Source organism: Lyngbya sp. CCY1209 (assembly GCF_055795065.1).
The window spans coordinates 1-23,139 of record NZ_JAYFER010000453.1 but is presented as its reverse complement, the minus strand read 5'-3'; the positions used below and the strand labels follow the sequence as shown (position 1 = coordinate 23,139).

Below are 23,139 nucleotides of genomic sequence, written 5' to 3'. Positions count from 1 at the left end.
GGAACGCACCCTACGCAACATTACTGAATCGTTGAAGGGTTGCCCAAATTTGACTGACTCATCGCCTCTGCCAGGAGCATTCCGATTATAGCAAAAGTGCGATCGCGCGATCGCTGCCACCGTTGACCTGATAAAAATTGCCCGGATATTCGCCTACAAAGCTGAAATAATGGCGTCAACGGGGATGGTGAGATCGGGAAAAGCCAGGGGAGAAACTTCTCCGGAGGTCAGGGTGATTTTGGAGCCGTATTCCCGTCCTCTGGGGTCGCGGTGGATAATTAATTCTCCGGTTTGTAAATTCACCAGCCAATATTCTGGGATGCCGGCTTCGGCATAAATATGGTATTTAACCGTGGAATCTTTCTCTAGGCTGCTGCTTGCATATTCGATCACCCAAAAGATATTTTCTGGGTAGGGGTGATGGCTCAGGTATTCTCGGCCGAGGGGGGCGACAATGGCGATGTCTGGTTCCGGTTCCGAGTCGTTGGGGAGGGTGATGGGTTTGGCCGGACTGACGAGAGCGCGATCGCCTAAAATGCGAGTCAGATAAGCTCCTGCTGCGCGACTGAAAAAGGCATGGGGTTCTCCTTCTGGGGGCATTTTGACAATTTCTCCGGCTAATAATTCTACGGGACGATCCACCAGCAAGCCCGTTTTTATCATCTGATGATAATCGTCTAAACTCCATTTTACGGTTGAGAGTACCATGTTTTTTACCCGAACGATTTGAGCAATTTTAAATGATTGATAGGCTGTGTCTGGGGCAGGACTAACTATTTTATTATATCCCAATCATTTTCAATTCACCACTTTTATGATTAAATAGAAACCCGGTTTCTCGGCAATCTTTGCAATGGAGTCCAAGCCCAACAATATCTCGCCGCCCCGGGGCTGTGGCTCCGGGTATGTGGCATCGCAAATAAGATTGACTTGCAATAAGTTGCCCCGTCCGTGTTAGGATTCTGAACTGCAACTTATTCTTAATTGCGACCCGAGTTCGGGCCGCGGACTGAGGGCGTGCGATCGCCCTTGATTCCATCAGAAGCAGAACGAGAACGAAATGAGCAAACTGACAAGACGCCTTTTTTTGGCTTACGGGACGGCGATGGCGGCCGTTGTCGCGGGTGAGTTGGGGAAGCCCCGCCGCGGGATGGCGGATGCGAGGGTACTGAATCTTTACTCTTCCCGCCACTACGATACTGACAATCAATTGTATGAAGGGTTCACCCAAAAAACGGGCATCAAGATCAACCTGATCGAGGGGGATGCCGCCCAATTGGTGGAACGGATCAAGAGCGAAGGTGCCAACAGCCCCGCCGATGTGCTGATCACGGTGGATGCGGGGAATTTGTGGCGGGCTCAGACGGAGGGACTGTTTCAACCCGTCTCGTCGGCGACGTTGAATAGTGCCATTCCCGCCAACCTGCGCGATCCGGGGGGGCATTGGTTCGGGCTCTCCAAGCGGGCACGGGTGATCATGTACAATCGGGGGAAGGTGAACCCGGCGCAACTGTCCACCTACGAGGCTCTGGGGACTCCGGCGTGGAAGGGAAAGGTGTTAATTCGTTCCTCCAATAATATCTACAACCAGTCCTTGATCGCGGGGATGATCGAAACGAAGGGGGCGGATACTGCCCAAAAATGGGTTCAGGGGTTGGTGGCGAACTTTGCCAGACCGCCGGAGGGAAATGATACGGCCCAGATCAAGGCGGTGGCGGCGGGTATGGGCGATGTGGCGATCGCGAATAGTTACTACCTTGCCCGTCTGGCTAGTTCCAACGATCCGGCGGATCAGGCTGTCGCCCGCAATGTGGGGATGTTTTTCCCGAACCAGCGCGATCGCGGCACTCACATTAATATCAGCGGCGCGGGAGTTGTCCGCAACGCGCCCAATCAAGCGGGGGCGATCGCATTTTTGGAATATCTGGTCACACCCGAAGCCCAAAAAATCTTTTCTTTCGGAAATAATGAATATCCGGTGGTGTCGGGGGTTCCGGTTTCTCCAGCGTTGGCGCAGTATGGAACCTTCAAAAGCGATCCGGTGAATGTGGCGACTTACGGTCGCTTAAATTCCCAGGCGATTCAAATTATGGACCGGGCGGGCTGGAAATAAGCCCTTAAACGAGAGGGATAACCCGGGAACATAGGGGTTCTCAGGTTATCCCCCAACTTCGCAGGATTCTATATCATCCGAGTTCGAGGTTCGATTATTCATCATCGGTGAAGAGAAATTTTGCCTCCTAATTGGCTTCCTGTGATAGGAGTTCTCCCGATTCGATCGCGGTGGCCTCGGTTTCCACGTCTCGGGATTCGTCCTTGCGCTGGGTGTAGGCCACCAAGGCGGGAATCGAAATACAAATTGCACCGTTGATCAGTGCCAAGAAAAGTCCGTAGGCGACGGGGTTATCCACGGTCGCATCCTCCTAGTTACATTATCGAGTTGGCTGTCGATATTTTTTCAACCATTATTACAGCCCCGAGCCGAAAAAACAACGGTTCGAGGTTTTGAATAACTTGTCAATCTGATAAATCATCTCAATCGATTCAATTGTGGGGAAATCGGTTGAGTATTTCTACTCAGGAATTTCGACAAATTTTCCAACTCGACGGGCGGGGGAGAGGGTGCGATTCCGTCAATTTTGTGACTCGACATAACCCTCTTAGAGTATACACCAAACTCGGACTATTTTTTTGATCGCGATGAAATATTTTCCAGAAATCGTGCGATCGTTTCCTGATAGCGATCGCCGCCCACCTCGCGGACGTGGATGTGATCGGCATCGGGAACTATCAAAAGCTGTTTGGGCTCTGGTGAGGCGGCGAAGAGTACCTCGCTCATCCAGGCGGGAACCATACAATCGGTGGTGCCGTGGGTGAATAAAATCGGCATTTTCAACTGGGGAACTTTGGAGAGGGAGTCGAATTTTTGATGCAACAACCAATCCACCGGAAACATCCGGTATTTTTTCTTGACCGTGACCATCTCGCGGATGGAGGTAAAGGAGCTTTCCACGATCAAACCGGCGACTTCGGGATGTCGGGTGGCGAGTTCGATGGCGATCGCGCCGCCGAGGGAGTGGCCGAATAGGATGATATTTTGAGGGGGAATTTGGCGATCGCAGACCAAATACTTCCAAGCCAACTCCGCATCTTCATAGACCCGTTTTTCGCAGGGGAAGCGATCGCAGCTTTGGCCGTATCCGCGATAGTCGATCAAAAAAACCGAATATCCCAGATCGTGAAATTGCTTGGCGTAGCCCACATTGCCGCCGACGTTGCTGCCGTTGCCGTGCAGGTCCAAAATGACGCGATCGGCGCTTCCCGGAATCCACCAGCCGTGAATCTGATCGGGCTTGGATTTGGGATTCGGGAAGGTCAGCCAAACATTTTCGTAGGGCAAATTGAAGGAATCCGGAGTATTTTGAATAGTGCGGCAGGGGAAAAAGATCAGCCGAGTTTGCCAGAGCCGCAAACCGAGGCAAATCAGAACGTAGACGAGGATGGCGATGCCGCCCAGGATTAAGATGGCCTGTTGTAAGAATAAAATCATCGCATCACATCCGATGGCAATTTGTAGAAGGACCCGAGAGAGCTAAAAAAACGATGCCAACAATCCGACCTCACACCACCGTTATTCTAGCGATGAGTGCCGACGGCAAGATCGCCGACCGCTCGCGATCGCCCGCCCGGTTCGGGTCTACGGCCGATCGCGCCCACCTGGAACGACAGGTCGCCCGGGCCGACGGCGTGCTGTTCGGGAACGGGACCCTGGCGGCTTACGGAACGACATTCAGGGTTTCTTCCTCCGAATTATGGCGCGATCGGGAAAAAAATGGAAAACCCCCCCAGCCGGTCCAGGTCCTCTGCTCGGCTTCGGGGGATATCGACCGGGCGTTAAAATTTTTTAAACAACCGGTTCCCCGGTGGTTGCTGACGACGGCGGCGGGGGGGCGGCGATGGCAGGATGGCGGCTATTTCGATCGCGTGATCGTCGCGTCGGATGCCGGAGGTGCGATCGCCGAGTCTGACGGGTTGCGGCAACTCGCCGAATTGGGTTTGGAGCGGGTGGCGGTGCTCGGCGGGGGCCAGTTGGTCGGGTCCTTGGCGGAAATGGGTGCGATCGATGAATTGTGGCTCACCGTCTGTCCCCTGATTTTGGGGGGCACGGCGTCGCCCTCCCCCGTCGGCGGGACGGGATTTTTGTCCGATCTGGCCCCCCGCCTGGAATTGCTGGATCTCGAACGGGTCGAAGATGAGGTGTTCCTGCACTACCGCGTGAAATCCACCTCATAAAATCGTTACAATGCTCGGTCAAGGCCGATTCAACTACCCAAGGTTTTCAGAATGCGTCTTTTTAAAAACATGGTGAATCCGACTCCATCCCCCTATTCCGTCGCCTGGATCGAGCAGGTTTCCGAAGTTCCGAAGTCCGAGTGGGAAGCTCTGGCCCAACCCCTGACAACGCCCTTTTTCGAGTGGGACTGGCTGCACAATTTGGAGGCTTCCGGGAGTGCCACGGCGCGGGCAGGTTGGATGCCGCATCACCTCACCGTCTGGCGGGATTCTCAACTGGTGGCCGCGGCGCCGCTGTACGTCAAAGGTCACAGCCGGGGCGAGTTCGTGTTCGATCACCAGTGGGCGGATTTGGCCTATCAGTTGGGCATCGAATATTATCCGAAACTGTTGGGAATGTCGCCGTTTACCCCCGCCGAGGGATATCGATTTTTGGTGGCGCCGGAGGAGGATGAAGATGAATTGACGGCGTTGATGGTGCACGAAATCGATCGCTTCTGCATCGACAATAAAATCTCCGGCTGCAATTTTCTTTACGTCGATCCGGAGTGGCAGGCTCGGATGGAAAAGCAGGGGTTTACGCCCTGGCTGCACCACAGTTACATCTGGCACAATCAGGGTTACGATACCTTCGACGATTATTTGAAAGATTTCAATGCCAATCAGCGACGAAATATCAAGCGGGAGCGGAAGGCATTGGGGAAAGTGGGCTTGGAAATGCGGACGCTGACGGGGGATGAAATTCCCAAGTCGATGTTTTCGCTGATGTACGATTTTTATGCGAGTACCTGCGATAAATTCGGGTGGTGGGGGAGTAAGTATTTGACCCGAAAGTTTTTTGAACAGTTGCACCACGACTACCGCCACCGGGTGGTTTTTGTGGCGGCTTACAGCGAGTCCGACGATCGCGAACCGGTGGGGATGTCGTTCTGTCTGACGAAGGGCGATCGCCTCTACGGCCGCTATTGGGGAAGCGTCCAGGATATCGACTGTTTGCACTTCAACGCCTGCTATTATTCCCCCATCGAATGGGCGATCGCCAACGGGGTCAACAGCTTCGATCCGGGGGCGGGAGGGCGACACAAAAAACGCCGGGGATTCCCCGCCCGCCCCAACTACAGCCTGCACCGTTTTTATGACGGCCGGCTTGCCAAAATTTTGCGCTCTTATATTGATCGCATCAATGATATGGAACGGCAGGAAATTGATTACGTTAATCAGGATTTACCGTTCCGAATTGATACTCAAACTGAGGTTGAAAAATAACCTCAAATTCCCCGGAGGCGCACCATCACAAAGGGCGCAAGTCTTGCGCCCTTTTTTGATATTTTTTACAGGTATAAATCGCCTGTATTTTAATTAGTTACCGAAGACATTTTTCAGTTTTTTATCTACCATTTCGGTCACGGTTTCAAGATTTTCGGAGTTTTCCGGATTCTTCATTTTTTCCTTGTCCGCACTGCCCTGGACGGCGTTGAGTCCGTCCCCTTCAGTCTTCCGCAGCATGGTATTGAGGGAACGCGGTTCGTCGGATTCGGCTGTTTTCTTGGCTTCTTGCTGAATTTGATTGAGGGATGCTTCGGCTTCAGTCGGGCTGCTGTTCGCCGCCAGTGCCGGGGTTAAACTCGACAGGAACCAGACGATGCCGAGACAAAGAACAATGGCAAGTTTCAACAACTTCTGGAAGGAAATTAGAGATTGTTCTTTAAGGGTAGAAATGCTCATGTTTTTGAATCAAAGTATTTGACATTCTCTCCATTTATACTCAATTGATCGCCGGCTTCTCATCTACCCTAGGGGAGAGTTTAAATTTCGGCTGGCCACGTTGATCGCCAATTTTCATTAATTCACTCTCGCCACGTTCGGCTCGATCAATGTTTGGCTTGATGGCGAATTGTTTCGGCTTCTTCCATCGTCAATTCCGGATCTTGTTCGTCGGACTTTTGAACGTAGTTGAGTTTCAATTCTTCCAATATGTCGGAGATCAACCCTTGCAGTTCGGATTGGTTGGATTTTTGTCGGAGTTCCCGTTTCAGGGCTTCACCAAAATGCTGGCTGAGGCGATCGAACAGTTCCCGCCCGACCACATCGGAATAGGAGTTGATCAAAACGGTATAAGTGGCGTGGGACAAATAATCGGCTAGATTTTCGATGGTGCTGGACGGCAGGCTTTCGAGTCCCGGGATGTTCTGAAAAGTCTGATAGAAATCGGACTGTTTCAAGGATTCTTTGAGGCTGTAGTGGAGGAGGGTTTCCAAGTCGGGTTGAACTTGGGGTAAAACGTTGTAGAGGGAGAGTTGGATGATGCGGTCGAGGATGCGATCGATTTTGTTGGCTTCCGGACTGGCGTCGGGGGGGGCGAGGAGAGCTCGGGCGAGTTCGCCGCTGTTCACCGCATCCTGGGTTTGGTTGAGGAGTCGGACGACCAAAAAGACCGAAACGCGATCGGCTAAATAGGCCGCCGGTTCGTGGGTGATGGCGGCGAGAATGTCTTCCAAATCGATAATTTTTGACCGGTGGAGTCGGACGAAAACGGGGACTACCCGCAGCCACCGCCAAAAGGGGAGAAACAGGGGGATATCATACGATCGCCGCAGCATCGCCCCCCACCAATTCATCCCCGGGTGTCGCCAGGACATTCTCAGGGTCTTGACCGCGAAATCGATCGCAAATAAAATAATAAAAGCCAGGTCGATTCGCCAAAAGTAATCGATGGGAACGCCATTTTCGTCGAAATCTCGGTAATAGCTGACCGCCATCAAAGGACGAATCTTTTCATCGAAAAAGGAGATGGCATCCGTCCAGCCCACATCCCCAAGGTAGGGCCGACTCCAAAATTGATCAAAGGCCCGTTTCGTCGAGGAAGTTTCGAGGCGATATTCCATCCGCTTTTGCAGTGTCGCGAAGGTGGAAAATTGGCCGGAGATGCTGAAGGGATTTTCGACCAGCAAATCTTCACTTTGATTTCGCAGGGATATGAAAATGGGATCGACGGACGGGGAAGCGAGTCCCGATTTTGCCACTTCCATTTTCAAGGCATCGACGGTATTGAGATAGCGGGTAGTGTCGGGGTGGGGTTGGATGGATTTGACGGGATCGTAGAGGCGGACGATCGCGGGAAAATGGCGGATATAAGTATTCCGGAGGGGAATGTAACTGAGATTGAATAAAACTAAAATTAGGTTGATCGCAGCAACGATCGCCACAAATTTATTCCACCCCGTCCACCGCGATGAGGGTTGGACGTGCATTCGTGAGGGTTGGGAACTTGCTGACATGGTATCGAGAGATCTTCTACATTTTACATTGTCCTCCGCGCGATCGCCCCTTGATATCCCCCCAAAGAGAGATGATGATTGGAGCGGGAGTTGATAGGCTAAACTGGATTCGTACCAATATAGCCAAAAATTGGAAGTGATAAATATGACAAATAGGAAAGCTTTGCGAGGAACCGAATTAATTGATTGCGCCAAGTCCAGCGCCCCCCAAGGACTGGAACGGGCGGCGAGTAATTGCGGATACGGAGACGATATCGAAGCGTTCCAAAGCAACTTGAAGCAAGCTTGCCAGGAGATCGGACTCAAGGATTTTAAAAATTTGAACGATCTGATCACCGATCGCCAGCGGATGGTGCAACAGGGCGGCGTGGAAATTGCCCCGGACAGTCAAACTTCTCTGTAAGTTTTTGCGGTCATTTCTCGAAGTATAAAACCACAGAGACACGGAGGACACGGAGGAGATATCTGGGAAATTGTCGGACTAAAAAAAGTGTTCAAGCCCGCTTTTCAACCTCTGACGAATGAATCTGATGGGTCAATTCTTCTTCTTGTCGGGAACGAGCTTTGGCAATACTCCGAACCAAATGATGGGTGTCGTTTTTTAGGGCGTGGCGGACTTGTCGTGGGGTGTTGCGGTGGCGGGCGATCGCGTATCGGGCCAGCCAGTCCGACGCACAATATTTCGCCATTTGAGTGAGCAACTGGGGGGAGGTTTGGGAGTGGAGGAGGAGCAAAACGCGGAGGGCGGGGGGAGCCGTTTTTATATAATGTTTTTGGACGATCGCGAACCCTTCGGGCTGCGACAGTAAAGATAAGGCCGCGGCCAGCCGAACTTCAATAATTTTATCTTTCAATAGTGCGCTTTGAACCCGCACCGGCGTACTCGAATTTTGGGCGAGTTGATACCGCAGTCCAATGGGGAGCGTCCCCAGGTTCTGCAACGCTTGCCGACTTTCATGGGGATCTTGGGCGGCGTCCAGAATATCCAAAAGGTCGAGGTGAATATCGATCAGATTTAAGTGATTTGCAGAAGAACCCTGCCAGTCCGATATCGAATGGGGCAGAAGTCGCGAATTCAATGGGGTAATTTGAAACGGGCCCGCCACATCTTCGGGCAGCAAACCGACGGTGAATAATTCCTGCAAATATTCCTGATTTTGGAAATTTTTGTGGTAGAGTTCGACCCGGTGAAAGATTGCTGCTTGAGCCGGTCTGTGCCATTTGATTTTCACGGTGACAGTTCACCCCTCAACTCGGTTGACGGTTCTATCATCCCAGAATTTGCGGATCGGCGAAGTGATGGGGGTTGGCACAGGCGGTGAATTGGCCGACCCGATCGCGTGACGGGAAGACGCAGGGAATGTGACGGCGATCGTCGAGTCGGTATCGGCTATATAGCGCTGCGCGAGGGTGTAGGGTGTAGGGTGTGGGGTGTAGGGAAAATTGATAATTGATAATTGATTGCCCTCCTCTGCCTCCTCGACTCCCGATTCCCGATTCCCTCTCTCGCCACTCCAAACCCGATCCGGACTGATTTCGAGTCGGTATCGGCTATCCTCGTATATAGTCGCGGGTTGAGTTCAAATCCCCAAACCCGATCGCACCCGCTCTTTTAGATCGATAGGATCATGCATTTAATTTTATGCCACAGGACCGCAGATTTCGACGCCCTCGGGGCGGCGGTGGGGTTGACCCGCCTGCATCCGGGGAGTCGGATCGTGCTGACGGGGGGCGCCCATCCGGCGGTGCGGGATTTTTTGGCATTGTACCGGGACGAGTTCCCACTGATCGAACGGCGGTCGGTGAATCCCTCCCAAATTCGGAAATTGTCGGTGGTGGATACTCAAAACCGCGATCGCCTCGGAAAAGCGGCCCAATGGCTGGATTTGCCCAATTTGGAAATCGTCGTCTACGACCACCACCCCCATCTGGAACTGGATATCCCCGCCACTCACGCTCACATTGAAGCGGTGGGGGCGAGCACGACCTTAATTGTAGAACGGCTGCGGGAGTCGGAACTTCTGGGATATCTCACCCCCGCCGAAGCCACGGTGATGGCTTTGGGAATTCACGTCGATACGGGGTCCCTGACCTTTGACCACTCCACATCCCGAGATGCGATCGCCCTGGCTGGGCTGATGGAACGGGATGTCAGTTTATCGGCGATCGCGGAATACGTCGAACCGGGATTGTCGCCCACCTTGCAGGACTTGCTGACGGAAGCCTTGGACCGCCTCGAACAAACCACCGTCCGGGGCCACGCGGTGTCCTGGGTGTTGCTGGAAACCGAAGATTACGTCCCCGGACTCTCCAGCTTGGCGTCCGAGTTGCTCGATGTCACCGAAAGCGACGCCCTGCTGCTGGGGAACCTGTACCGGGTGCGGTCTGGGGGCGAGATGCGGCTGACAGTCATCGGGCGATCGCGGATCGAAAAAACCGACCTCAACGCCCTATTTGAACCCTGCGGCGGCGGCGGACACCCCCGGGCGGCGTCGGCGATTTTGCGGGATGTGGAACCCCGGGAGGCGATCGCAGATCTGGTGGAACGCTTCCAAGCCCAAATTCCCCAACCCCCCACGGCAAGGGAGTTGATGTCCTCTCCGGTGCGAACCATCCGCCCGGAAACCACCGTCGGGGAGGCCCACCGCATCCTCCTCCGCTACGGCCATTCCGGTTTGTCCATTTTGGATGATCATCATCAACTGGTGGGAATTATTTCTCGCCGCGATATCGACATCGCCCTCCACCACGGCTTCCATCACGCCCCCGTCAAGGGCTACATGACCCCCCAACTGCGGACGATCGCGCCGGAAACCACCCTGCCGGAAATCGAATCGCTGATGGTCACTTACGATATCGGCAGACTCCCCGTTTTGCAAGACGGCAACCTGGTGGGAATTGTCACCCGCACGGATGTCCTGCGGCTGCTTTACCAACAGCAACAGCCCCAAACCCCCCCCCGCCGGGGCTGCATCCCCGGTTCCACCTGCGGCACCGTCCGGGAATTATTGCAGGACCGCCTCACCCCCCCGCTGTGGGAATTGCTGCACAAAATCGCCGAACTCGCCCAAAAACGGGGTTGGCAAATTTATCTCGTCGGCGGCGGCCTGCGGGACTTGCTTTTGGCGGATGCGGACGAGACGTTGCTGCTCAATGATATCGATCTGGTGGTGGATGGCTGCTACCAACATTCGACGGGGACTGAGGACGAAGACGGGGACTCGACTCCCCCGGCGGTGGACTTGGCGCGATCGCTTCAACAAGACTACCCGGAAGCCCGGATGGAGGTGCACGGCCAATTTCAGACCGCTGCCCTCCTCTGGCACAACCACCCCGTTTTAGATTCCCTGTGGATTGATATTGCCACCGCCCGCACCGAATTTTACCCCTATCCGGCGGCGAACCCGGAAGTCGAAGCGAGTTCCATCCGCCAGGATCTCTACCGCCGCGATTTTACCATCAATGCTTTGGCCCTGCGATTGACCGAACCGAGGGCGGGGGAATTGTTGGACTTTTTCGGCGGTGTCACGGATTTAGAATTGCGGCAAATTCGGGTGTTGCATCCCAACAGTTTTATCGAAGATCCGACCCGCATTTATCGCGCCGTCCGCTTCGCCGTCCGACTGGGATTTCAACTGGAATATCAAACGAAAGAATATGTCCGGTATGCGATTAATAGCGGCATCTACGATCGCCAGCGGAAAGGGCGAAAATCAGCCCGGGTTCCGGCTTTGGAAACTCGGTTAAAAAGCGAGTTAAAATACATCTTGCAAGCCCCCTACTGGAAACCGGCGCTGCGGTTGTTGGGGGAATTGAAAGCCCTGCGCTGCATCCATCCGACCTTGGAATTAAATCAGCAATTGTGGCGGCAAATTCGCACGGTCGATCGCTGTCTGCAACGCTTCGATCCGGAACGGACGCTCACCCACTGGCAAATTCGCCTGGAAGTGTTGGTCGCCTATTTGCAACCGGAATATCGCCGGGAAGTCGCGGAGATACTGCAACTGTCCTCGGACGAAATCGGGCGATTGGAAGATTTGGAATCCGCTAAAAATCAGGTTTCTGAATCGTTACCAAAATGCCAAAAGCCGAGCCAATTTTATCGGCTGTTTGAACCCTACAGTTTACCCTTTTTAATTTTAATTGCCGCCCAATCTTCCCGTCAAGTCCGGAAAGGGATCTGGCAATATTTGAATCGTTGGTGGAATACCAAACCGATTTTAAACGGGAATGATTTAAAACAATTAGGATACAAACCCGGGCGCCAATTTAAAGTGATGTTGGATGACTTGTTGGAGGCGACATTGGACGGGATTGTGCGCGATCGCACCCAGGCGGAGAGGTTGATTTGCGATCGCTATCCGAATGCTTAGTTGTTGGGCTTCAGTCGGTCCAGTAGGGTGGGTTAGGCGGCTTCAACCTATGCTGTGAAAGCCATCTATCAATCCGCCGTAACCCACCGTTTCAGGTGTGTCGGTCCACTACAATTAACTCCTATTAACTTCAAGAGTAAATCGCGGAAATGCGATCGCCCTCCGAAACGCGATCGCCACTCTCCCGGACATTCTCCCATCCCAGATATCCACACAATAGCATCACCGCGACGATCGCGAGAATTTGCATCGATTTTTCAAAGGCAATCAAGCCGCGCAGGATGGTTGGCATTTTCGATCTCCTCAATCTAGAATCTCATTTCAGATCGTACACCCTCCGATCTCGGAATTTCGGAAAAGATTCAAAATTCTGTTGACAGCCAAAAGGGGAAGGCTTCCAGACGCCCTCCCCTTCGGCAATTCCCAATGGCTGGATTCATTCTAGTCGGCGAAATGATTCCGATAACACCAGGCGAAAATCGTACCCGCCGCGAAGAATTTCAGCGTCTCCAGACTCAGATAGCTGAAGTGCAGTTGATTCATCCCCGCCGGCACCGATTCAACCGGGTTAAATAGGTTCAGATGGGCACCCAAGGCGCTCATTTGGGGGGTGAGACTGTAGGTGTAAAGCAGTGCGATCGCCAACAGAATAAAAGATAATGCCGTCAGGGTGCGAATGCGACTGCTGAACCCTTCGGGAAGCGTGCTTCCCAAAATCATCATCCCCGTCAATCCCAGGGCGGCGCACAGGATTTCAATATGATTGAATGCCGAAAAAATGACCGAACCTGCGGGCGCAAAACTGGTTTCTTCCATCATTCCGGAAACGTACATTCCCGGCATGATCACGAAATCTAACAGCAGGCTACCGCCCAGCCAAAATGCCATCGTGACTAGGACAAGGGTGAGCCAGCGAGATGGATCGTATTGAAGTTTAGATATGGCTGACATGAATAATGCCTCTCAACTTTCGTCCCTTACATTCTCAGTGTAGCGAATCTTTTGCCGGGAAAATATGAAGTATTTTTGCGATTGGGATGTCGGCGGTAATTGTTAAGAAACTTGTAGCGATCAGGGAGCGATCGCCCGCCAATTTTCGCCCATCCGGGGGAATCGCGGCTCATTTTATGAATTTTTGTTAAAATTGCTGACGGAATGTATTGTCGGTGTGAAGGCTGAGAAACGTGAAAGCAGTAATTTTACTCTCCGGTGGACTCGACTCTTCCACCGTGCTCTATCAGGCGAAAGCGGATGGCTGCGAGTGCTACGCGCTCTCCTTTGACTATCAACAGCGCCATCAGCGAGAATTGGAGGCGGCGGCCCAAATTGCCCGGGCGGCGGAAGTGGCCGATCACCAGGTCGTCCAGTTTGACCTGACGCGCTGGGGGGGTTCGGCGTTGACGGACAACCAGATCGACTTGCCGCGCGATCGCTCCGTGGCCGAGATGTCCCAGAGCATCCCGATCACCTACGTTCCGGCCCGCAACACCATTTTTCTGAGTTTTGCCCTCGCCTACGCCGAGGCGATTCGGGCCGATCGCGTCTACATTGGGGTCAACGCCCTGGACTATTCCGGCTATCCCGACTGCCGCTCCGATTATATCGCCGCCATGCAGGAGGTGTTCCGCCTGGGGACCAAGGAAGGGCGGGAAGGCAATGCGATCGCCATCGACACCCCCCTCATCCACCTGAAAAAAACGGAAATCATCCAATTGGGGAATGAGTTGGGCGTCCCCTGGGAACACACTTGGTCCTGTTACGCCGGCGAAGCGGAAGCCTGCGGTGTCTGCGATGCCTGCCGGTTGAGGCTGGCGGCGTTTGAAGCGTTGGGGTTGAGCGATCCCATTCCCTACCAATCGTGATGGCGGGGATAATTGCCTCAAATTGTCGGGCTTTTATGCCGCTACGCGCAGGGAATCGGGAATCGGGTGAAATGACCAAGAATCAGGGTTTCGGGCGCGAGCCCCAAATGAAACTGTAAACACGCGATCGCTCATTGCTATAGTTGCCGATGATTGCCCGATTTTGCCCTCGGAAACGATAGAATTAAAAAGAGTTTTGCTCGGGATCTCCGGCAATTCTGTGTCCTGCAGTTCGGCGGTGTCGAACCCATCTCCCCTGCGTGGCATCTCAATTCAGCGAATTTCTCCCGAATGTCGGTCTTATGGTCAAAAAGTTTGGACAATTGAATGATCGCGATGCCTATGAGTCGCTGTGCGAAGAAGCGACGATTCTGCATCAGCGAATTACCCATCTCAAGCAGCTTCTCACCGAGGCGGAACGGGAGAATCGGGAGTTGCGATCGCAATTGGAGACGAAAGCGGCAGTTGCGGGGGAAGCATCCGCAGAAACCGACAGTCCCCCAGAAGATCAAACTCAGGAGAGCGATCGCACGGATATCAAAACGGTTGAGACGGAGGATTCCGCCGCTTCTGTGAGTGCACAAACCGAGCCGGTTGAGAATATAGAAATTCGGGATACGGAAACCGATCGCACCGATATCGAAACCGTCGATAACATCACTCCCGAATCTTCTGTCGGTCGAGAAAGTGACGCGGTTTCGACTTCCGAAACTCGGGAACAGGAGGGCGATCGCCGCGACGATATTGACCCATCCGAACCGGCCGTCAATCGAGAGAATTCCGGCGCGATCGTCAACGGAAAAAACGGCAAAGGGAATTTTTCCGGCAACGGTTCGACCCCGGGAAAAAACCTCGAACCGAATTCGATATTACCCGTCAATCAGGGGGGTGGAACCGCCACCGCGATCGCGCCCCCGAAACCCGAAACTCCCTCATCCGAGGAAGACGATCTCGACGAAATTCCCGATGAAGTCGAGATGTCCCTATTCGATCATCTCGAAGAATTGCGACAGCGCATTTTTTACTCATTAATTGCCGTCACCGGCGGCATCGTCCTTTGTTTCATCGCCGTCAAACCGATCGTCAAACTGTTGCAAATTCCGGCCCAAGGCGTGAAAATGCTGCAACTTGCCCCCGGAGAATATTTCTTCGTCTCCCTGAAAGTTGCCGGATACAGCGGTTTGATCCTGGCGAGTCCGTTCATTATTTACCAAATCGTCCAATTTGTCCTTCCCGGACTCACCCGCCGCGAACGGCGTATCCTGGGGCCGATTTTCCTGGGTTCCACATTCCTATTTTTGATCGGTTTGATCTTCGCCTATGTCGCGATCGTTCCCGCCGCACTCAAATTCTTCATCGGCTACGGCGCCGAAGTCGTCGAACAACTGTGGTCGATCGCGGAATACTTTGAATTTGTCCTGAAACTGCTATTCGTAACGGCGATCGCATTCCAGGTTCCCATCATTTTAATTTTATTGGGAATTCTCGGAATCGTGTCTTCCAAACAAATGTTCTCCGGCTGGCGATATGTGGTACTCGCCGCCGCCGTCCTGGGGGCTATTTTAACCCCTTCGACGGACCCGTTGACTCAAAGTCTCCTCGGGGGTGCGGTCGTCTTTCTATACTTCGGCGGCGTCGGAGTCGTGCGACTGATGGGGAAATAGTTTTTTGTGGGCGATCGCACAATGATCAATTGTCAATTGTCAATTATTCTCCGCAATTCCATAAAAAACGCCCCGGAGAGTGTCTCTCCAGGGCATCAACCAGGGTGCATCTACCATTCTTTTGTTCCATGAGAGTCTGGTATCATCCGGAACGCAGCGGAAAATTTGCAAAATTTTTTGAGTGATGGAACTGATGAATGGCACAAATCCGGCATCATTGCCAGCGATGGTCTACATTGTGGGGGCTGGTCCCGGCGATCCAGACCTGCTGACGGTGAAAGCCCAGAAACTCTTGACTCAAGCGGATGTGATCCTGTTTGCGGACTCCCTGGTACCCCGCCAGATGTTGGGGGGGGTGCGTCCGGATGCGGAAATTATCAGAACCGCGAATCGGACCTTGGAGGACATTCTCCCGATCATGATCGATCGCGTCAAAAATGGGCGATCGGTGGTGCGCCTGCATTCGGGGGACCCGACACTGTACGGGGCGGTTTACGAACAGATGCGCCGTCTGGCGGAGGCGGGGGTGGATTTCGAGATCGTCCCCGGCATCAGCGCCTTTCAGGATGCGGCGGCGAAACTGAAGGTGGAATTGACCGTGCCGGAACTGGTGCAGACGATTATTTTAACGCGCATCAGCGGGCGGGCGACATCGGTCCCCTCCCGGGAAGAATTGGCGGGTTTGGCGGCCCACCAGGCCAGTCTGTGCCTGTATTTGAGTGCCCGTCATGTGGAAAAAGCCCAGGAACAGTTAATCGCCCACTATCCCCCGGAAACGCGGGTGGCGATTTGCTACCGGTTGGGGTGGCCTGATGAGAAAATTCGGGTGGTGCCTTTGGAAAAGATGGCCCAAGTGACCCGGGAGGAAGATCTGATCCGGACGACGCTGTATATTATTTCTCCCGCCTTGGGGACGGAAGCCACGGCGCGATCGGGACTTTACAACCCCGAACATTCCCACCTGTTCCGAAAATCGAAATAACCATGAAATTTGAGGGGCAACACGCCATCGTCACCGGCGGATCGAGCGGTATCGGCTTGGAAACGGCGAAATTGCTGGTTCGGGAGGGGGCGAATGTCACCCTGATCGCCCGGGACCTGGAGAAGTTGCGACAGGCGGCGACGGCGTTGGAAAAGCTGAGTCCGGATCGGGAAATTGTGACAGAAGTGGCGGATGTGGCCGATCGCACCCAGGTGGAAACGGCAATTGAAAAAGCCTGCGATCGCCTCGGTCCGCCGGATATCCTGATCGCGGCGGCGGGGATGGCCCGTCCCGGTTATTTCTCCGAGGTGGCGATCGCGGTTTTTGAACGGACGATGGCGGTGAACTATTTCGGCGCCCTATACTGCGTGCGGGCGGTGCTCCCCCGAATGCGACAACGAAGCCGGGGAACCCTGGTTTTGATCGCCTCGGGAGCGGCCTTAATTGGCTTGTACGGCTACACGCCCTATGCTCCGAGCAAATTTGCCCTGCGGGGTCTGGCGGAGGCCTTGCGGGGCGAATTGAAGCCCGCTGGCATCCATGTTTCGGTGGTCTACCCCCCCGACACGGACACGCCCCAACTGGCGGCGGAGAACCGGACGAAACCCCCGGAAACCAAAAAAATGACGGAGACGGCGGGTATTTGGACGGCGGCGGATGTGGCAAAAGCGATCGTCCGGGGAATTGAGAAGCGGCAATTCGCGATCGCCCCGGGGTTGGAAATGACCCTGCTGAACCGCTTTCACAGCCTCCTGGCGCCGGGACTCAATTGGTATTTCGATCGCATTGTTGCCAAGATGCGAAAGTTTTAGGGGGGGAAATTGCTGGCAACCGGAAATCTAGAAATCTCAAGGCAACCAGAAATCTAGAAATCTCAAGGCAACCGGAGACGGTTGCCCCCACCAGAACAGCAGGAGGGCGAATGCCATTCGCCCCTACAATTCCCTTCCCCACACCCCACACCCCATTCCCCATTCCCCATTCCCCATTCCCCATTCCCCATTCCCCATTCCCCAAATCATGATTGTCAGAGAAGTTGCGATCGCTATTCTTTATCGGGAGGAGAAAATTCTCCTCCAATTGCGGGATGATATCCCCAATATTGCCCATCCCGGCGTTTGGGCGATGTTCGGCGGGCACGTTGAACCGGGGGAGACGCCTGCGGAGGCGATGCGGCGGGAGTTGATCGAAGAAATTGGCTACGAGGCGACGGTTTTATCGGAATTTAATCGCTATAGTTACCGGTATGAAAATACGGAGGTGATCCGGAATATTTTTCACGGCCCTTTGGAGGTGAGTTGCGATCGCCTGGTGTTAAACGAAGGTTGGGATATGAGGTTGTTCTCGCCGGAGGAGATTATCGCCGGGGAAGCCTATTCTAAACAGGCGGGAATGGTGCGGGCGATCGGTCAGCCCCACCGTTTGATTATACTCGATTTTCTCCGGGATAATTGGGGGATTGGGGAATAGGGAGTCGGGAGTGGGGAGTCGGGAGTGGGGTTTGAGTTCTATGCTAAAAGCTGAAAACCCTTATTCATTGACTGTTGACTGTTGACTGTTGACTGTTGACTTGATTACTCTCGTGCCCGCCGGCTGAGATCTTCGATGTCGGGTTGGATGATGCCTTTGAATATTGCAAAGTTTTTGATCGCCTCGGAAATGCCCTGGATGATTAATAGGAAAAAACTAACGATAATCAAGGTTTTGATCGGATAGCGGGGCAAGCCGCCGGGGTCCGGGGACACTTCTTGAATCGCCCAAGAATTGGCGATCGCACCCCAAGAGTAAAAGATAATCATCGCGCAAAAGGGAATCAAAAATAACAGCGTTCCCAGCAAATCGACCAAGGCTTTTTGTTGGGTATTAAAGCGACTTTGGAGAACGTCAACCCGGACGTGTTCGTTGTGTTTTAAAGTGTAGGCTGCACCGAGTAAAAAGATGATATCGAAAATATACCATTGGGTTTCGATCAGGGCGTTGGAACTCAAATTCTGCCCCACCGCGCGGCCCACATAGCGGCCGATTACGTTCCAGGTTCCGACGCCGATCATAATCAGTGTCAGCCAGTAGATGAAGCGGCCCAGGTATTCATTTAGGCGATCGATTATTCTCGACAGGCGCAGCAGTTTTTCCACGGCAATACTCCGAGTGAATGGATAGGTTTGATCCCCCATTATCCCCCTTCAAAAGGGGGACTTTGAATTGATTCTCCCCCCTTACAAAGGGGGGCTGGGGGGGATGATTCTGACTGCGATCGCGGCGTGAAAATCCCCCTAAATCCCCCTTTGAAAGGGGGACTTTGAGTGAATTCTCCCCCCTTACAAAGGGGGGCTGGGGGGGATGATTCCGAGTGCGATCGCGACGTGAAAATCCCCCTAAATCCCCCTTCAAAAGGGGGACTTTGAATTGATTCTCCCCCCTACCTCCCCCCTTCTCCCCCCTTCTCCCCCCTTACAAAGGGGGGCTGGGGGGGATGGGGGTTGGGGGGGATTCTAATTGGCGGACGACTGACAGAGAATCAAGCCGAACCAATTTTGGGGATCGGTCCAGGATTGAACGGGCGTCAAACCTTTGGAATTAAGATAATCCCGCATCGCGTCCAAGTCAAATTTCCGAGAAATTTCGGTTCGGATCGTTTCCCCGGCGGCGAAATCGACGGTCAGGCCGAGTTTTTTGAGTTCGACGGTCTGCGATCGCATACTCCGCAGGTGCATCTCGATCTGGTGGTCTTCGAGATTGTAAAAAGCCAGGTGTTCAAATTCTTTGATGTCAAAATTGCCCTCAAACTTGCGGTTGAGGTGGCGCAGCATATTCAAATTGAATGCCGCCGTCACTTCCTGTGCGTCGTTGTAGGCGGCTTCCAAAACGGGGGTGGACTTGTGCAGGTCAATCCCCAATAAAAAGTATTCTCGCGGCAAAAGGGCGCCGGTAATTTGGGAGAAAAAGCGATCGCACTCCGGCGGGGTCATATTGCCCAAGGTGCTGCCCAAAAAGCCGATGGCGCGGGTGGGAAGGGGAGCGGGTTCGAGGTTTTGCAGGGCCAGTTCGTAGGTGGCGACCATGCCATGAACCTGGAGGGAGGGGTAATCCTCCATCAGTTCGTAAGCGCTACTTTCCAGAATGCCGCCGCTGATGTCGATGGGGAGGTAGCGCAGGGGATATCCCAAACTTTGGTAGGCGTCCAGCAAAATGCGGGTTTTGGTGGAACTGCCGCTGCCGAGCTCCACCAGTTCGCACGGTCCGGTCAGTCGGGCGATTTCGGGCGCGTATTCCCGTAAAATTGCCGTTTCCGTGCGGGTGGGGTAATATTCGGGCAGTTCGCAGATTTTTTCAAACAAAAGCGAACCGCGATCGTCGTAGAAGTATTTCGGGGACAGGGTTTTGGGGTGACGGGTCAACCCCTCGATCACATCGCTCCCAAAGACGGGTTCGGTGTCTTGTCGCTCTGTATCACCGACCAGGCGATCGATCCGGAGCCGTTGCTTTAACAACGAGCGATCGCCCGTTTCGGTTGAAGTCAGAGGGTTTGAAGTTTGCATTTACATCTGAGCCAGATACAGCAATGGGACAAAAACAGCCACTCAGCCGCTCCCGTTTTGTATTTTCCCATACCGTTTGACGGCTCAACCGACAATATCTGCAATCTGTCGCCATTTCTGTCCAAGGAGGGATGGTCTGCCTCAAAATTGGCACACTGAGGGGGGATCGACGGGGCAGACTTTATTTTCGATGGGATTTTCTTGCAATCCGAGGTAGGTCAAATTTTCTAAATTGGATAATGGTTCAATTTTTTCGATCTGATTGTTCCAGAGGTTTAATTCTTGCAATTGTGTCAAATTGGCGAGGGGTTCGACATCTTCGATCTGATTGTCGCCGAGGTAGAGAATTTGCAAGTTATTCAATTCTGATAAGGGCGCGATCGCTTCAATTTCATTTTTTCCCAACCCCAATGTTCTCAAAGTTTTCAACTGCGCCAGGGGTTCGAGATCCGTAATTTTGTTATCAATCAAATTGAGGTCGTCGCTCAAGTTAGTCAACTGGGCGAGGGGTGCGAGTTCGCTGATTTGATTGCTCCGCAGTTGCAAGTTATCGAGATTTTTGAGATTTTCTAATGGTTTGAGGTCGGCGATCTGGTTGTCGCTGAGGCTGAGGTTTTGGAGGTCGGCGAGAGCGGCGAGGGGCGACAGATCCGCGATCGCGTTTCCGTCCAAATCCAGCACTTCTAAACCGGTCAGATTGGACAGGGGGGCGAGATTTTCGATTTGATTGGTATTGAGATTGAGGAGATTTAAGGTTTTGATTCCCGATAGCGGACTCAAATCGGCGATCGCATTATTGGACAGGTTCAGTTGATTCAGTTCTTCTAACCCTTCCAGGGGTGTGAGGTCGCCAATTTGATTGTCGCTCAGATCGAGTTCCGTCAATCCCCACAGTTCGGAAAGGGGCGAAAGATCCGCGATCGCATTTCCGTCCAGTTTCAATGTTTGCAGGCGGATCAAAGTTTCCAGCGGCGTCAGTTCAGATATTTCATTTTTAGATAATATCAGTTCGTTTAAGTTGGTCAATTCGGCGAGGGGGGTCAGGTCGGCGATCGCATTTTTTTCCAAATTTAGATCGGTCAGATCGGTCAAAATTGCCAGTTGGGTTAAATCCCGAATTTGGTTGTCGCCGAGGTCGAGTTCCGTCAGTTGGGGCAGGGAAATTAAAGGAGTCAGATCGGTGATTTGACTGCTGCTGAGGTCGAGGGTCATTTGCCCCGATAATTTTTGTTCCGCCAAACCGCAATCTTGAACGGTCGATTCCCGCAATAAGACTTCGACAGTCCGTTTCGCTTCCGCACCCAAACTCTCTCGATTCAAACACCAATCTTCAAATGTGCGATAGTCCCGAAGCTGTTGAGGCGGCTGGGATGTCGGTTCGGGAGCGTCGGTTATTCCCGTCAGGCGATCGAGTTGCGAACAACCCCACAAACTCGCGCCGCAGAAGCAACCGGCGATCAAACGCATTGATTTTTCTGGGAAACAATTTTTCGCCATTTGCGATCGCTCCAATATCATTTACAATTGGCACGGGTTCTCTGATTATAACCGACAAGGGCGATCGGCTGAAATGGAAACGTAGTCAAATAGATGATTCGCAATTTATATTTTTTAAAATGCCCTTTTATTGGTTCAATTTATTGTCTTCAAAAAAACGTCGCAAAATCCGTTGTTGGGCTTTAGCCCCAGTCGGAGGCGCTGGCATCGCAACAACTTCCCCATCGGGGGATTAAAATGGAGCGGAATCGATGTCACGATCTCGGCTATGACTCCGACCTCAAAACACCCCCGCAAACGCCCTTTTAACCTTCCCGACTGGCCCTCAGACACCGAACTGGTGGGGTTGGAATTTGAACTCGTCCCCGGCGTCGATCGCACCCTCTACGCCCAATATACCGTCGGACTCCACGCCTGGTTTCTGGACCAAGTGCGGGACACCAACCCGGAACTCTCCCAATATCTCCACGACGGACAGTCGGAAAAACCCTTCACCATTTCCGCCCTCGACGGCCCTTTATCGGCCTCGGGAAAAGAAGTACAATTGCAGGGCGATCGCTCCTACCGCTGGTCGATCGTCGCCCTGTCTAGCCCCCTGGTGGAGTGGCTGGACGGTTGGGTGCACAACCTCCCCCGCCGGGTGGAATTGCGGAACGCCCCCTTGGAAATTCGCAACTGTCGGGTTGCCCTGGAACCGACGACTTACCGCCAACTGTGGGAGGAACCCGCCCCCAAATCCGCCAATTTGAAATTGAGTTTCACCTCCCCCACCAGCTTCCGCCACAAGGGACACCACCTGCCCCTCCCTCTCCCCATCAATTTATTTCACAGCTATTTGCGCCGCTGGAACGATTTTTCCGACCTTCCCAGCGATCGGGATCTATTCTTAGAATGGGTCGATGAATTCGTCGTCATCCAACGCCACCGCCTCGAATCCGTCAAAGTCGCCGCCGGCAAGCGGGGCATGGTGACGGGGTTCACGGGGGCCATCGAACTGGGAATTTCTCACAAACGGCGATCGGACTTCCAAGGCGACGCGGAAGGGCAAAAACAGCTATTCTACGCCCTCGGGCGACTCGCCCCCTACTGCGGCACCGGACACAAAACCACCTTCGGACTCGGACAAACTCGCTTCGGCTGGCAATTGCAGGACGTGCAGTCCCCCCCCACCATCCAACAAATGTTAGCCGATCGCATCTCCGAACTCACCGCAATCTTCCTCTCCCAGCGGCGCCGAACCGGCGGCAACCGCGCCGCCGACGTGGCGGAAACCTGGGCCACAATCCTCGCCCGCCGGGAGTTGGGCGAATCCCTACAAGCGATCGCGATCGATTTAGAAATGCCCTACGAAACCGTCAAAACCTACGCCAAACTCGCTCGCCGTGCGTTGAAATAGGGAGTCGGGAGTCGGTATTAGGGAGTCGGGGGCAGAGGAGGCGGAGGAGGCAGAGGAAGCGGAGGAGGCAGAGGAAGCGGAGGGGAAGAATCTAAAATCAGGGCGCAAGCCAGGGGCCCCTACTAAAATTCCCCACACCCCACCGAGCACACCCCACACCCCAATTCTGATATGATCGTGTAACCAATCCCCGCGAAGACAGCGACGGGGCTTTCTAGCCCTAACCTGTTACTCTGTCTCGCAGAGAGCAAGACA

The 23,139-nt window shown here is 53.5% G+C and carries 22 protein-coding genes; 11 read left to right on the top strand and 11 right to left on the bottom strand.

Annotation, left to right across the window (positions count from 1 at the left end):
• Window positions 1–153: 153 nt before the first annotated feature.
• Complete coding sequence (locus AC0QHF_RS14360; protein ID WP_324704908.1) at window positions 154–708, bottom strand: Uma2 family endonuclease; 555 nt, start codon at window positions 706–708, stop codon at window positions 154–156.
• A 352-nt stretch (window positions 709–1,060) separates the two neighbouring features.
• Here AC0QHF_RS14360 and AC0QHF_RS14355 point away from each other — a divergent pair, with 352 nt between their 5' ends.
• On the top strand, window positions 1,061–2,113 hold the full coding sequence (locus AC0QHF_RS14355) for a Fe(3+) ABC transporter substrate-binding protein (protein WP_324704907.1): 1,053 nt from the start codon (window positions 1,061–1,063) through the stop codon (window positions 2,111–2,113).
• A gap of 127 nt (window positions 2,114–2,240) precedes the next feature.
• Here AC0QHF_RS14355 and AC0QHF_RS14350 read toward each other — a convergent pair whose 3' ends face one another.
• Together AC0QHF_RS14350 and AC0QHF_RS14345 are read right to left on the bottom strand one after the other, a co-directional pair.
• Window positions 2,241–2,411, bottom strand: coding sequence for a hypothetical protein (locus AC0QHF_RS14350; RefSeq protein WP_324704906.1), 171 nt, complete (start codon window positions 2,409–2,411; stop codon window positions 2,241–2,243).
• Between the two features lie 272 nt (window positions 2,412–2,683).
• A complete protein-coding gene (locus AC0QHF_RS14345; protein ID WP_324704905.1) occupies window positions 2,684–3,550 on the bottom strand; it encodes an alpha/beta hydrolase in 867 nt (288 codons plus the stop codon).
• A gap of 53 nt (window positions 3,551–3,603) precedes the next feature.
• Between AC0QHF_RS14345 and AC0QHF_RS14340 the strand changes: the two genes are divergently transcribed.
• Entirely contained in the window at window positions 3,604–4,293 is a 690-nt protein-coding gene (locus tag AC0QHF_RS14340) for a RibD family protein (protein ID WP_324704904.1), read from the top strand.
• Between the two features lie 69 nt (window positions 4,294–4,362).
• A complete protein-coding gene (locus AC0QHF_RS14335) occupies window positions 4,363–5,559 on the top strand; it encodes a GNAT family N-acetyltransferase (RefSeq protein ID WP_375341431.1) in 1,197 nt (398 codons plus the stop codon).
• A gap of 93 nt (window positions 5,560–5,652) precedes the next feature.
• On the opposite strand, the gene AC0QHF_RS14330 is transcribed toward AC0QHF_RS14335, so the two are convergent.
• Window positions 5,653–6,018 (bottom strand): hypothetical protein, encoded by a 366-nt coding sequence (locus AC0QHF_RS14330; protein ID WP_324704902.1) that lies wholly within the window; start codon window positions 6,016–6,018, stop codon window positions 5,653–5,655.
• 146 nt (window positions 6,019–6,164) lie between these two features.
• Window positions 6,165–7,571 carry a hypothetical protein gene (locus AC0QHF_RS14325; RefSeq protein ID WP_324704901.1) on the bottom strand — a complete coding sequence of 469 codons (1,407 nt, stop codon included), beginning with the start codon at window positions 7,569–7,571 and terminating at the stop codon, window positions 6,165–6,167.
• A gap of 145 nt (window positions 7,572–7,716) precedes the next feature.
• Between AC0QHF_RS14325 and AC0QHF_RS14320 the strand changes: the two genes are divergently transcribed.
• A complete protein-coding gene (locus AC0QHF_RS14320; protein ID WP_324704900.1) occupies window positions 7,717–7,974 on the top strand; it encodes a hypothetical protein in 258 nt (85 codons plus the stop codon).
• A gap of 91 nt (window positions 7,975–8,065) precedes the next feature.
• Here the strand turns inward: AC0QHF_RS14320 and AC0QHF_RS14315 are convergent, their stop codons facing one another.
• A complete protein-coding gene (locus tag AC0QHF_RS14315) occupies window positions 8,066–8,803 on the bottom strand; it encodes a hypothetical protein (RefSeq protein WP_324704899.1) in 738 nt (245 codons plus the stop codon).
• A 396-nt stretch (window positions 8,804–9,199) separates the two neighbouring features.
• Here AC0QHF_RS14315 and AC0QHF_RS14310 point away from each other — a divergent pair, with 396 nt between their 5' ends.
• Complete coding sequence (locus tag AC0QHF_RS14310) at window positions 9,200–11,944, top strand: CBS domain-containing protein (RefSeq protein WP_324704898.1); 2,745 nt, start codon at window positions 9,200–9,202, stop codon at window positions 11,942–11,944.
• Window positions 11,945–12,074: 130 nt separating this feature from the next.
• On the opposite strand, the gene AC0QHF_RS14305 is transcribed toward AC0QHF_RS14310, so the two are convergent.
• Together AC0QHF_RS14305 and AC0QHF_RS14300 are read right to left on the bottom strand one after the other, a co-directional pair.
• On the bottom strand, window positions 12,075–12,236 hold the full coding sequence (locus AC0QHF_RS14305; protein WP_324704897.1) for a hypothetical protein: 162 nt from the start codon (window positions 12,234–12,236) through the stop codon (window positions 12,075–12,077).
• A 149-nt stretch (window positions 12,237–12,385) separates the two neighbouring features.
• On the bottom strand, window positions 12,386–12,895 hold the full coding sequence (locus tag AC0QHF_RS14300; RefSeq protein WP_324704896.1) for a potassium channel family protein: 510 nt from the start codon (window positions 12,893–12,895) through the stop codon (window positions 12,386–12,388).
• 233 nt (window positions 12,896–13,128) lie between these two features.
• On the opposite strand from AC0QHF_RS14300, the gene queC reads away from it, so the two are divergent.
• From queC to AC0QHF_RS14275, 5 genes are all read left to right on the top strand, one after another.
• On the top strand, window positions 13,129–13,806 hold the full coding sequence (gene queC, locus AC0QHF_RS14295) for a 7-cyano-7-deazaguanine synthase QueC (RefSeq protein ID WP_324704895.1): 678 nt from the start codon (window positions 13,129–13,131) through the stop codon (window positions 13,804–13,806).
• 905 nt (window positions 13,807–14,711) lie between these two features.
• Window positions 14,712–15,470, top strand: coding sequence for a twin-arginine translocase subunit TatC (gene tatC, locus AC0QHF_RS14290; RefSeq protein WP_324704909.1), 759 nt, complete (start codon window positions 14,712–14,714; stop codon window positions 15,468–15,470).
• Window positions 15,471–15,663: 193 nt separating this feature from the next.
• Window positions 15,664–16,452 carry a precorrin-4 C(11)-methyltransferase gene (gene cobM, locus AC0QHF_RS14285; RefSeq protein WP_324704894.1) on the top strand — a complete coding sequence of 263 codons (789 nt, stop codon included), beginning with the start codon at window positions 15,664–15,666 and terminating at the stop codon, window positions 16,450–16,452.
• A 2-nt stretch (window positions 16,453–16,454) separates the two neighbouring features.
• Entirely contained in the window at window positions 16,455–17,264 is an 810-nt protein-coding gene (locus AC0QHF_RS14280) for an SDR family oxidoreductase (RefSeq protein WP_324704893.1), read from the top strand.
• A 208-nt stretch (window positions 17,265–17,472) separates the two neighbouring features.
• Window positions 17,473–17,922: an NUDIX hydrolase gene (locus tag AC0QHF_RS14275; RefSeq protein WP_324704892.1), complete on the top strand. Its 450-nt coding sequence runs from the start codon at window positions 17,473–17,475 to the stop codon at window positions 17,920–17,922.
• A gap of 104 nt (window positions 17,923–18,026) precedes the next feature.
• On the opposite strand, the gene AC0QHF_RS14270 is transcribed toward AC0QHF_RS14275, so the two are convergent.
• The 3 genes from AC0QHF_RS14270 to AC0QHF_RS14260 form a co-directional block, all read right to left on the bottom strand.
• Window positions 18,027–18,587: a TRAP transporter small permease subunit gene (locus AC0QHF_RS14270; RefSeq protein WP_324704891.1), complete on the bottom strand. Its 561-nt coding sequence runs from the start codon at window positions 18,585–18,587 to the stop codon at window positions 18,027–18,029.
• 357 nt (window positions 18,588–18,944) lie between these two features.
• Window positions 18,945–19,991 carry an L-histidine N(alpha)-methyltransferase gene (gene egtD / locus AC0QHF_RS14265; RefSeq protein ID WP_324704890.1) on the bottom strand — a complete coding sequence of 349 codons (1,047 nt, stop codon included), beginning with the start codon at window positions 19,989–19,991 and terminating at the stop codon, window positions 18,945–18,947.
• A gap of 141 nt (window positions 19,992–20,132) precedes the next feature.
• Window positions 20,133–21,458, bottom strand: a complete 1,326-nt coding sequence (locus tag AC0QHF_RS14260; protein ID WP_324704889.1) for a leucine-rich repeat domain-containing protein — start codon at window positions 21,456–21,458, stop codon at window positions 20,133–20,135.
• Between the two features lie 298 nt (window positions 21,459–21,756).
• On the opposite strand from AC0QHF_RS14260, the gene cas6 reads away from it, so the two are divergent.
• Window positions 21,757–22,884 carry a CRISPR-associated endoribonuclease Cas6 gene (cas6, locus tag AC0QHF_RS14255; protein WP_324704888.1) on the top strand — a complete coding sequence of 376 codons (1,128 nt, stop codon included), beginning with the start codon at window positions 21,757–21,759 and terminating at the stop codon, window positions 22,882–22,884.
• Window positions 22,885–23,139 lie beyond the last annotated feature (255 nt).

What these genes read in the sequence shown, in the direction of transcription:
- AC0QHF_RS14305 (WP_324704897.1), bottom strand. Translation starts at nt 12,236, where the DNA reads ATGCCAACCATCCTGCGCGGCTTGATTGCCTTTGAAAAATCGATGCAA.
- AC0QHF_RS14335 (WP_375341431.1), top strand. Translation starts at nt 4,363, where the DNA reads ATGGTGAATCCGACTCCATCCCCCTATTCCGTCGCCTGGATCGAGCAG.
- AC0QHF_RS14280 (WP_324704893.1), top strand. Translation starts at nt 16,455, where the DNA reads ATGAAATTTGAGGGGCAACACGCCATCGTCACCGGCGGATCGAGCGGT.
- cas6 (WP_324704888.1), top strand. Translation starts at nt 21,757, where the DNA reads ATGACTCCGACCTCAAAACACCCCCGCAAACGCCCTTTTAACCTTCCC.
- AC0QHF_RS14345 (WP_324704905.1), bottom strand. Translation starts at nt 3,550, where the DNA reads ATGATTTTATTCTTACAACAGGCCATCTTAATCCTGGGCGGCATCGCC.
- AC0QHF_RS14355 (WP_324704907.1), top strand. Translation starts at nt 1,061, where the DNA reads ATGAGCAAACTGACAAGACGCCTTTTTTTGGCTTACGGGACGGCGATG.
- AC0QHF_RS14320 (WP_324704900.1), top strand. Translation starts at nt 7,717, where the DNA reads ATGACAAATAGGAAAGCTTTGCGAGGAACCGAATTAATTGATTGCGCC.
- AC0QHF_RS14330 (WP_324704902.1), bottom strand. Translation starts at nt 6,018, where the DNA reads ATGAGCATTTCTACCCTTAAAGAACAATCTCTAATTTCCTTCCAGAAG.
- AC0QHF_RS14310 (WP_324704898.1), top strand. Translation starts at nt 9,200, where the DNA reads ATGCATTTAATTTTATGCCACAGGACCGCAGATTTCGACGCCCTCGGG.
- egtD (WP_324704890.1), bottom strand. Translation starts at nt 19,991, where the DNA reads ATGCAAACTTCAAACCCTCTGACTTCAACCGAAACGGGCGATCGCTCG.
- AC0QHF_RS14260 (WP_324704889.1), bottom strand. Translation starts at nt 21,458, where the DNA reads ATGCGTTTGATCGCCGGTTGCTTCTGCGGCGCGAGTTTGTGGGGTTGT.
- AC0QHF_RS14340 (WP_324704904.1), top strand. Translation starts at nt 3,604, where the DNA reads ATGCCAACAATCCGACCTCACACCACCGTTATTCTAGCGATGAGTGCC.
- AC0QHF_RS14275 (WP_324704892.1), top strand. Translation starts at nt 17,473, where the DNA reads ATGATTGTCAGAGAAGTTGCGATCGCTATTCTTTATCGGGAGGAGAAA.
- AC0QHF_RS14325 (WP_324704901.1), bottom strand. Translation starts at nt 7,571, where the DNA reads ATGTCAGCAAGTTCCCAACCCTCACGAATGCACGTCCAACCCTCATCG.
- AC0QHF_RS14360 (WP_324704908.1), bottom strand. Translation starts at nt 708, where the DNA reads ATGGTACTCTCAACCGTAAAATGGAGTTTAGACGATTATCATCAGATG.
- AC0QHF_RS14300 (WP_324704896.1), bottom strand. Translation starts at nt 12,895, where the DNA reads ATGTCAGCCATATCTAAACTTCAATACGATCCATCTCGCTGGCTCACC.
- cobM (WP_324704894.1), top strand. Translation starts at nt 15,664, where the DNA reads ATGAATGGCACAAATCCGGCATCATTGCCAGCGATGGTCTACATTGTG.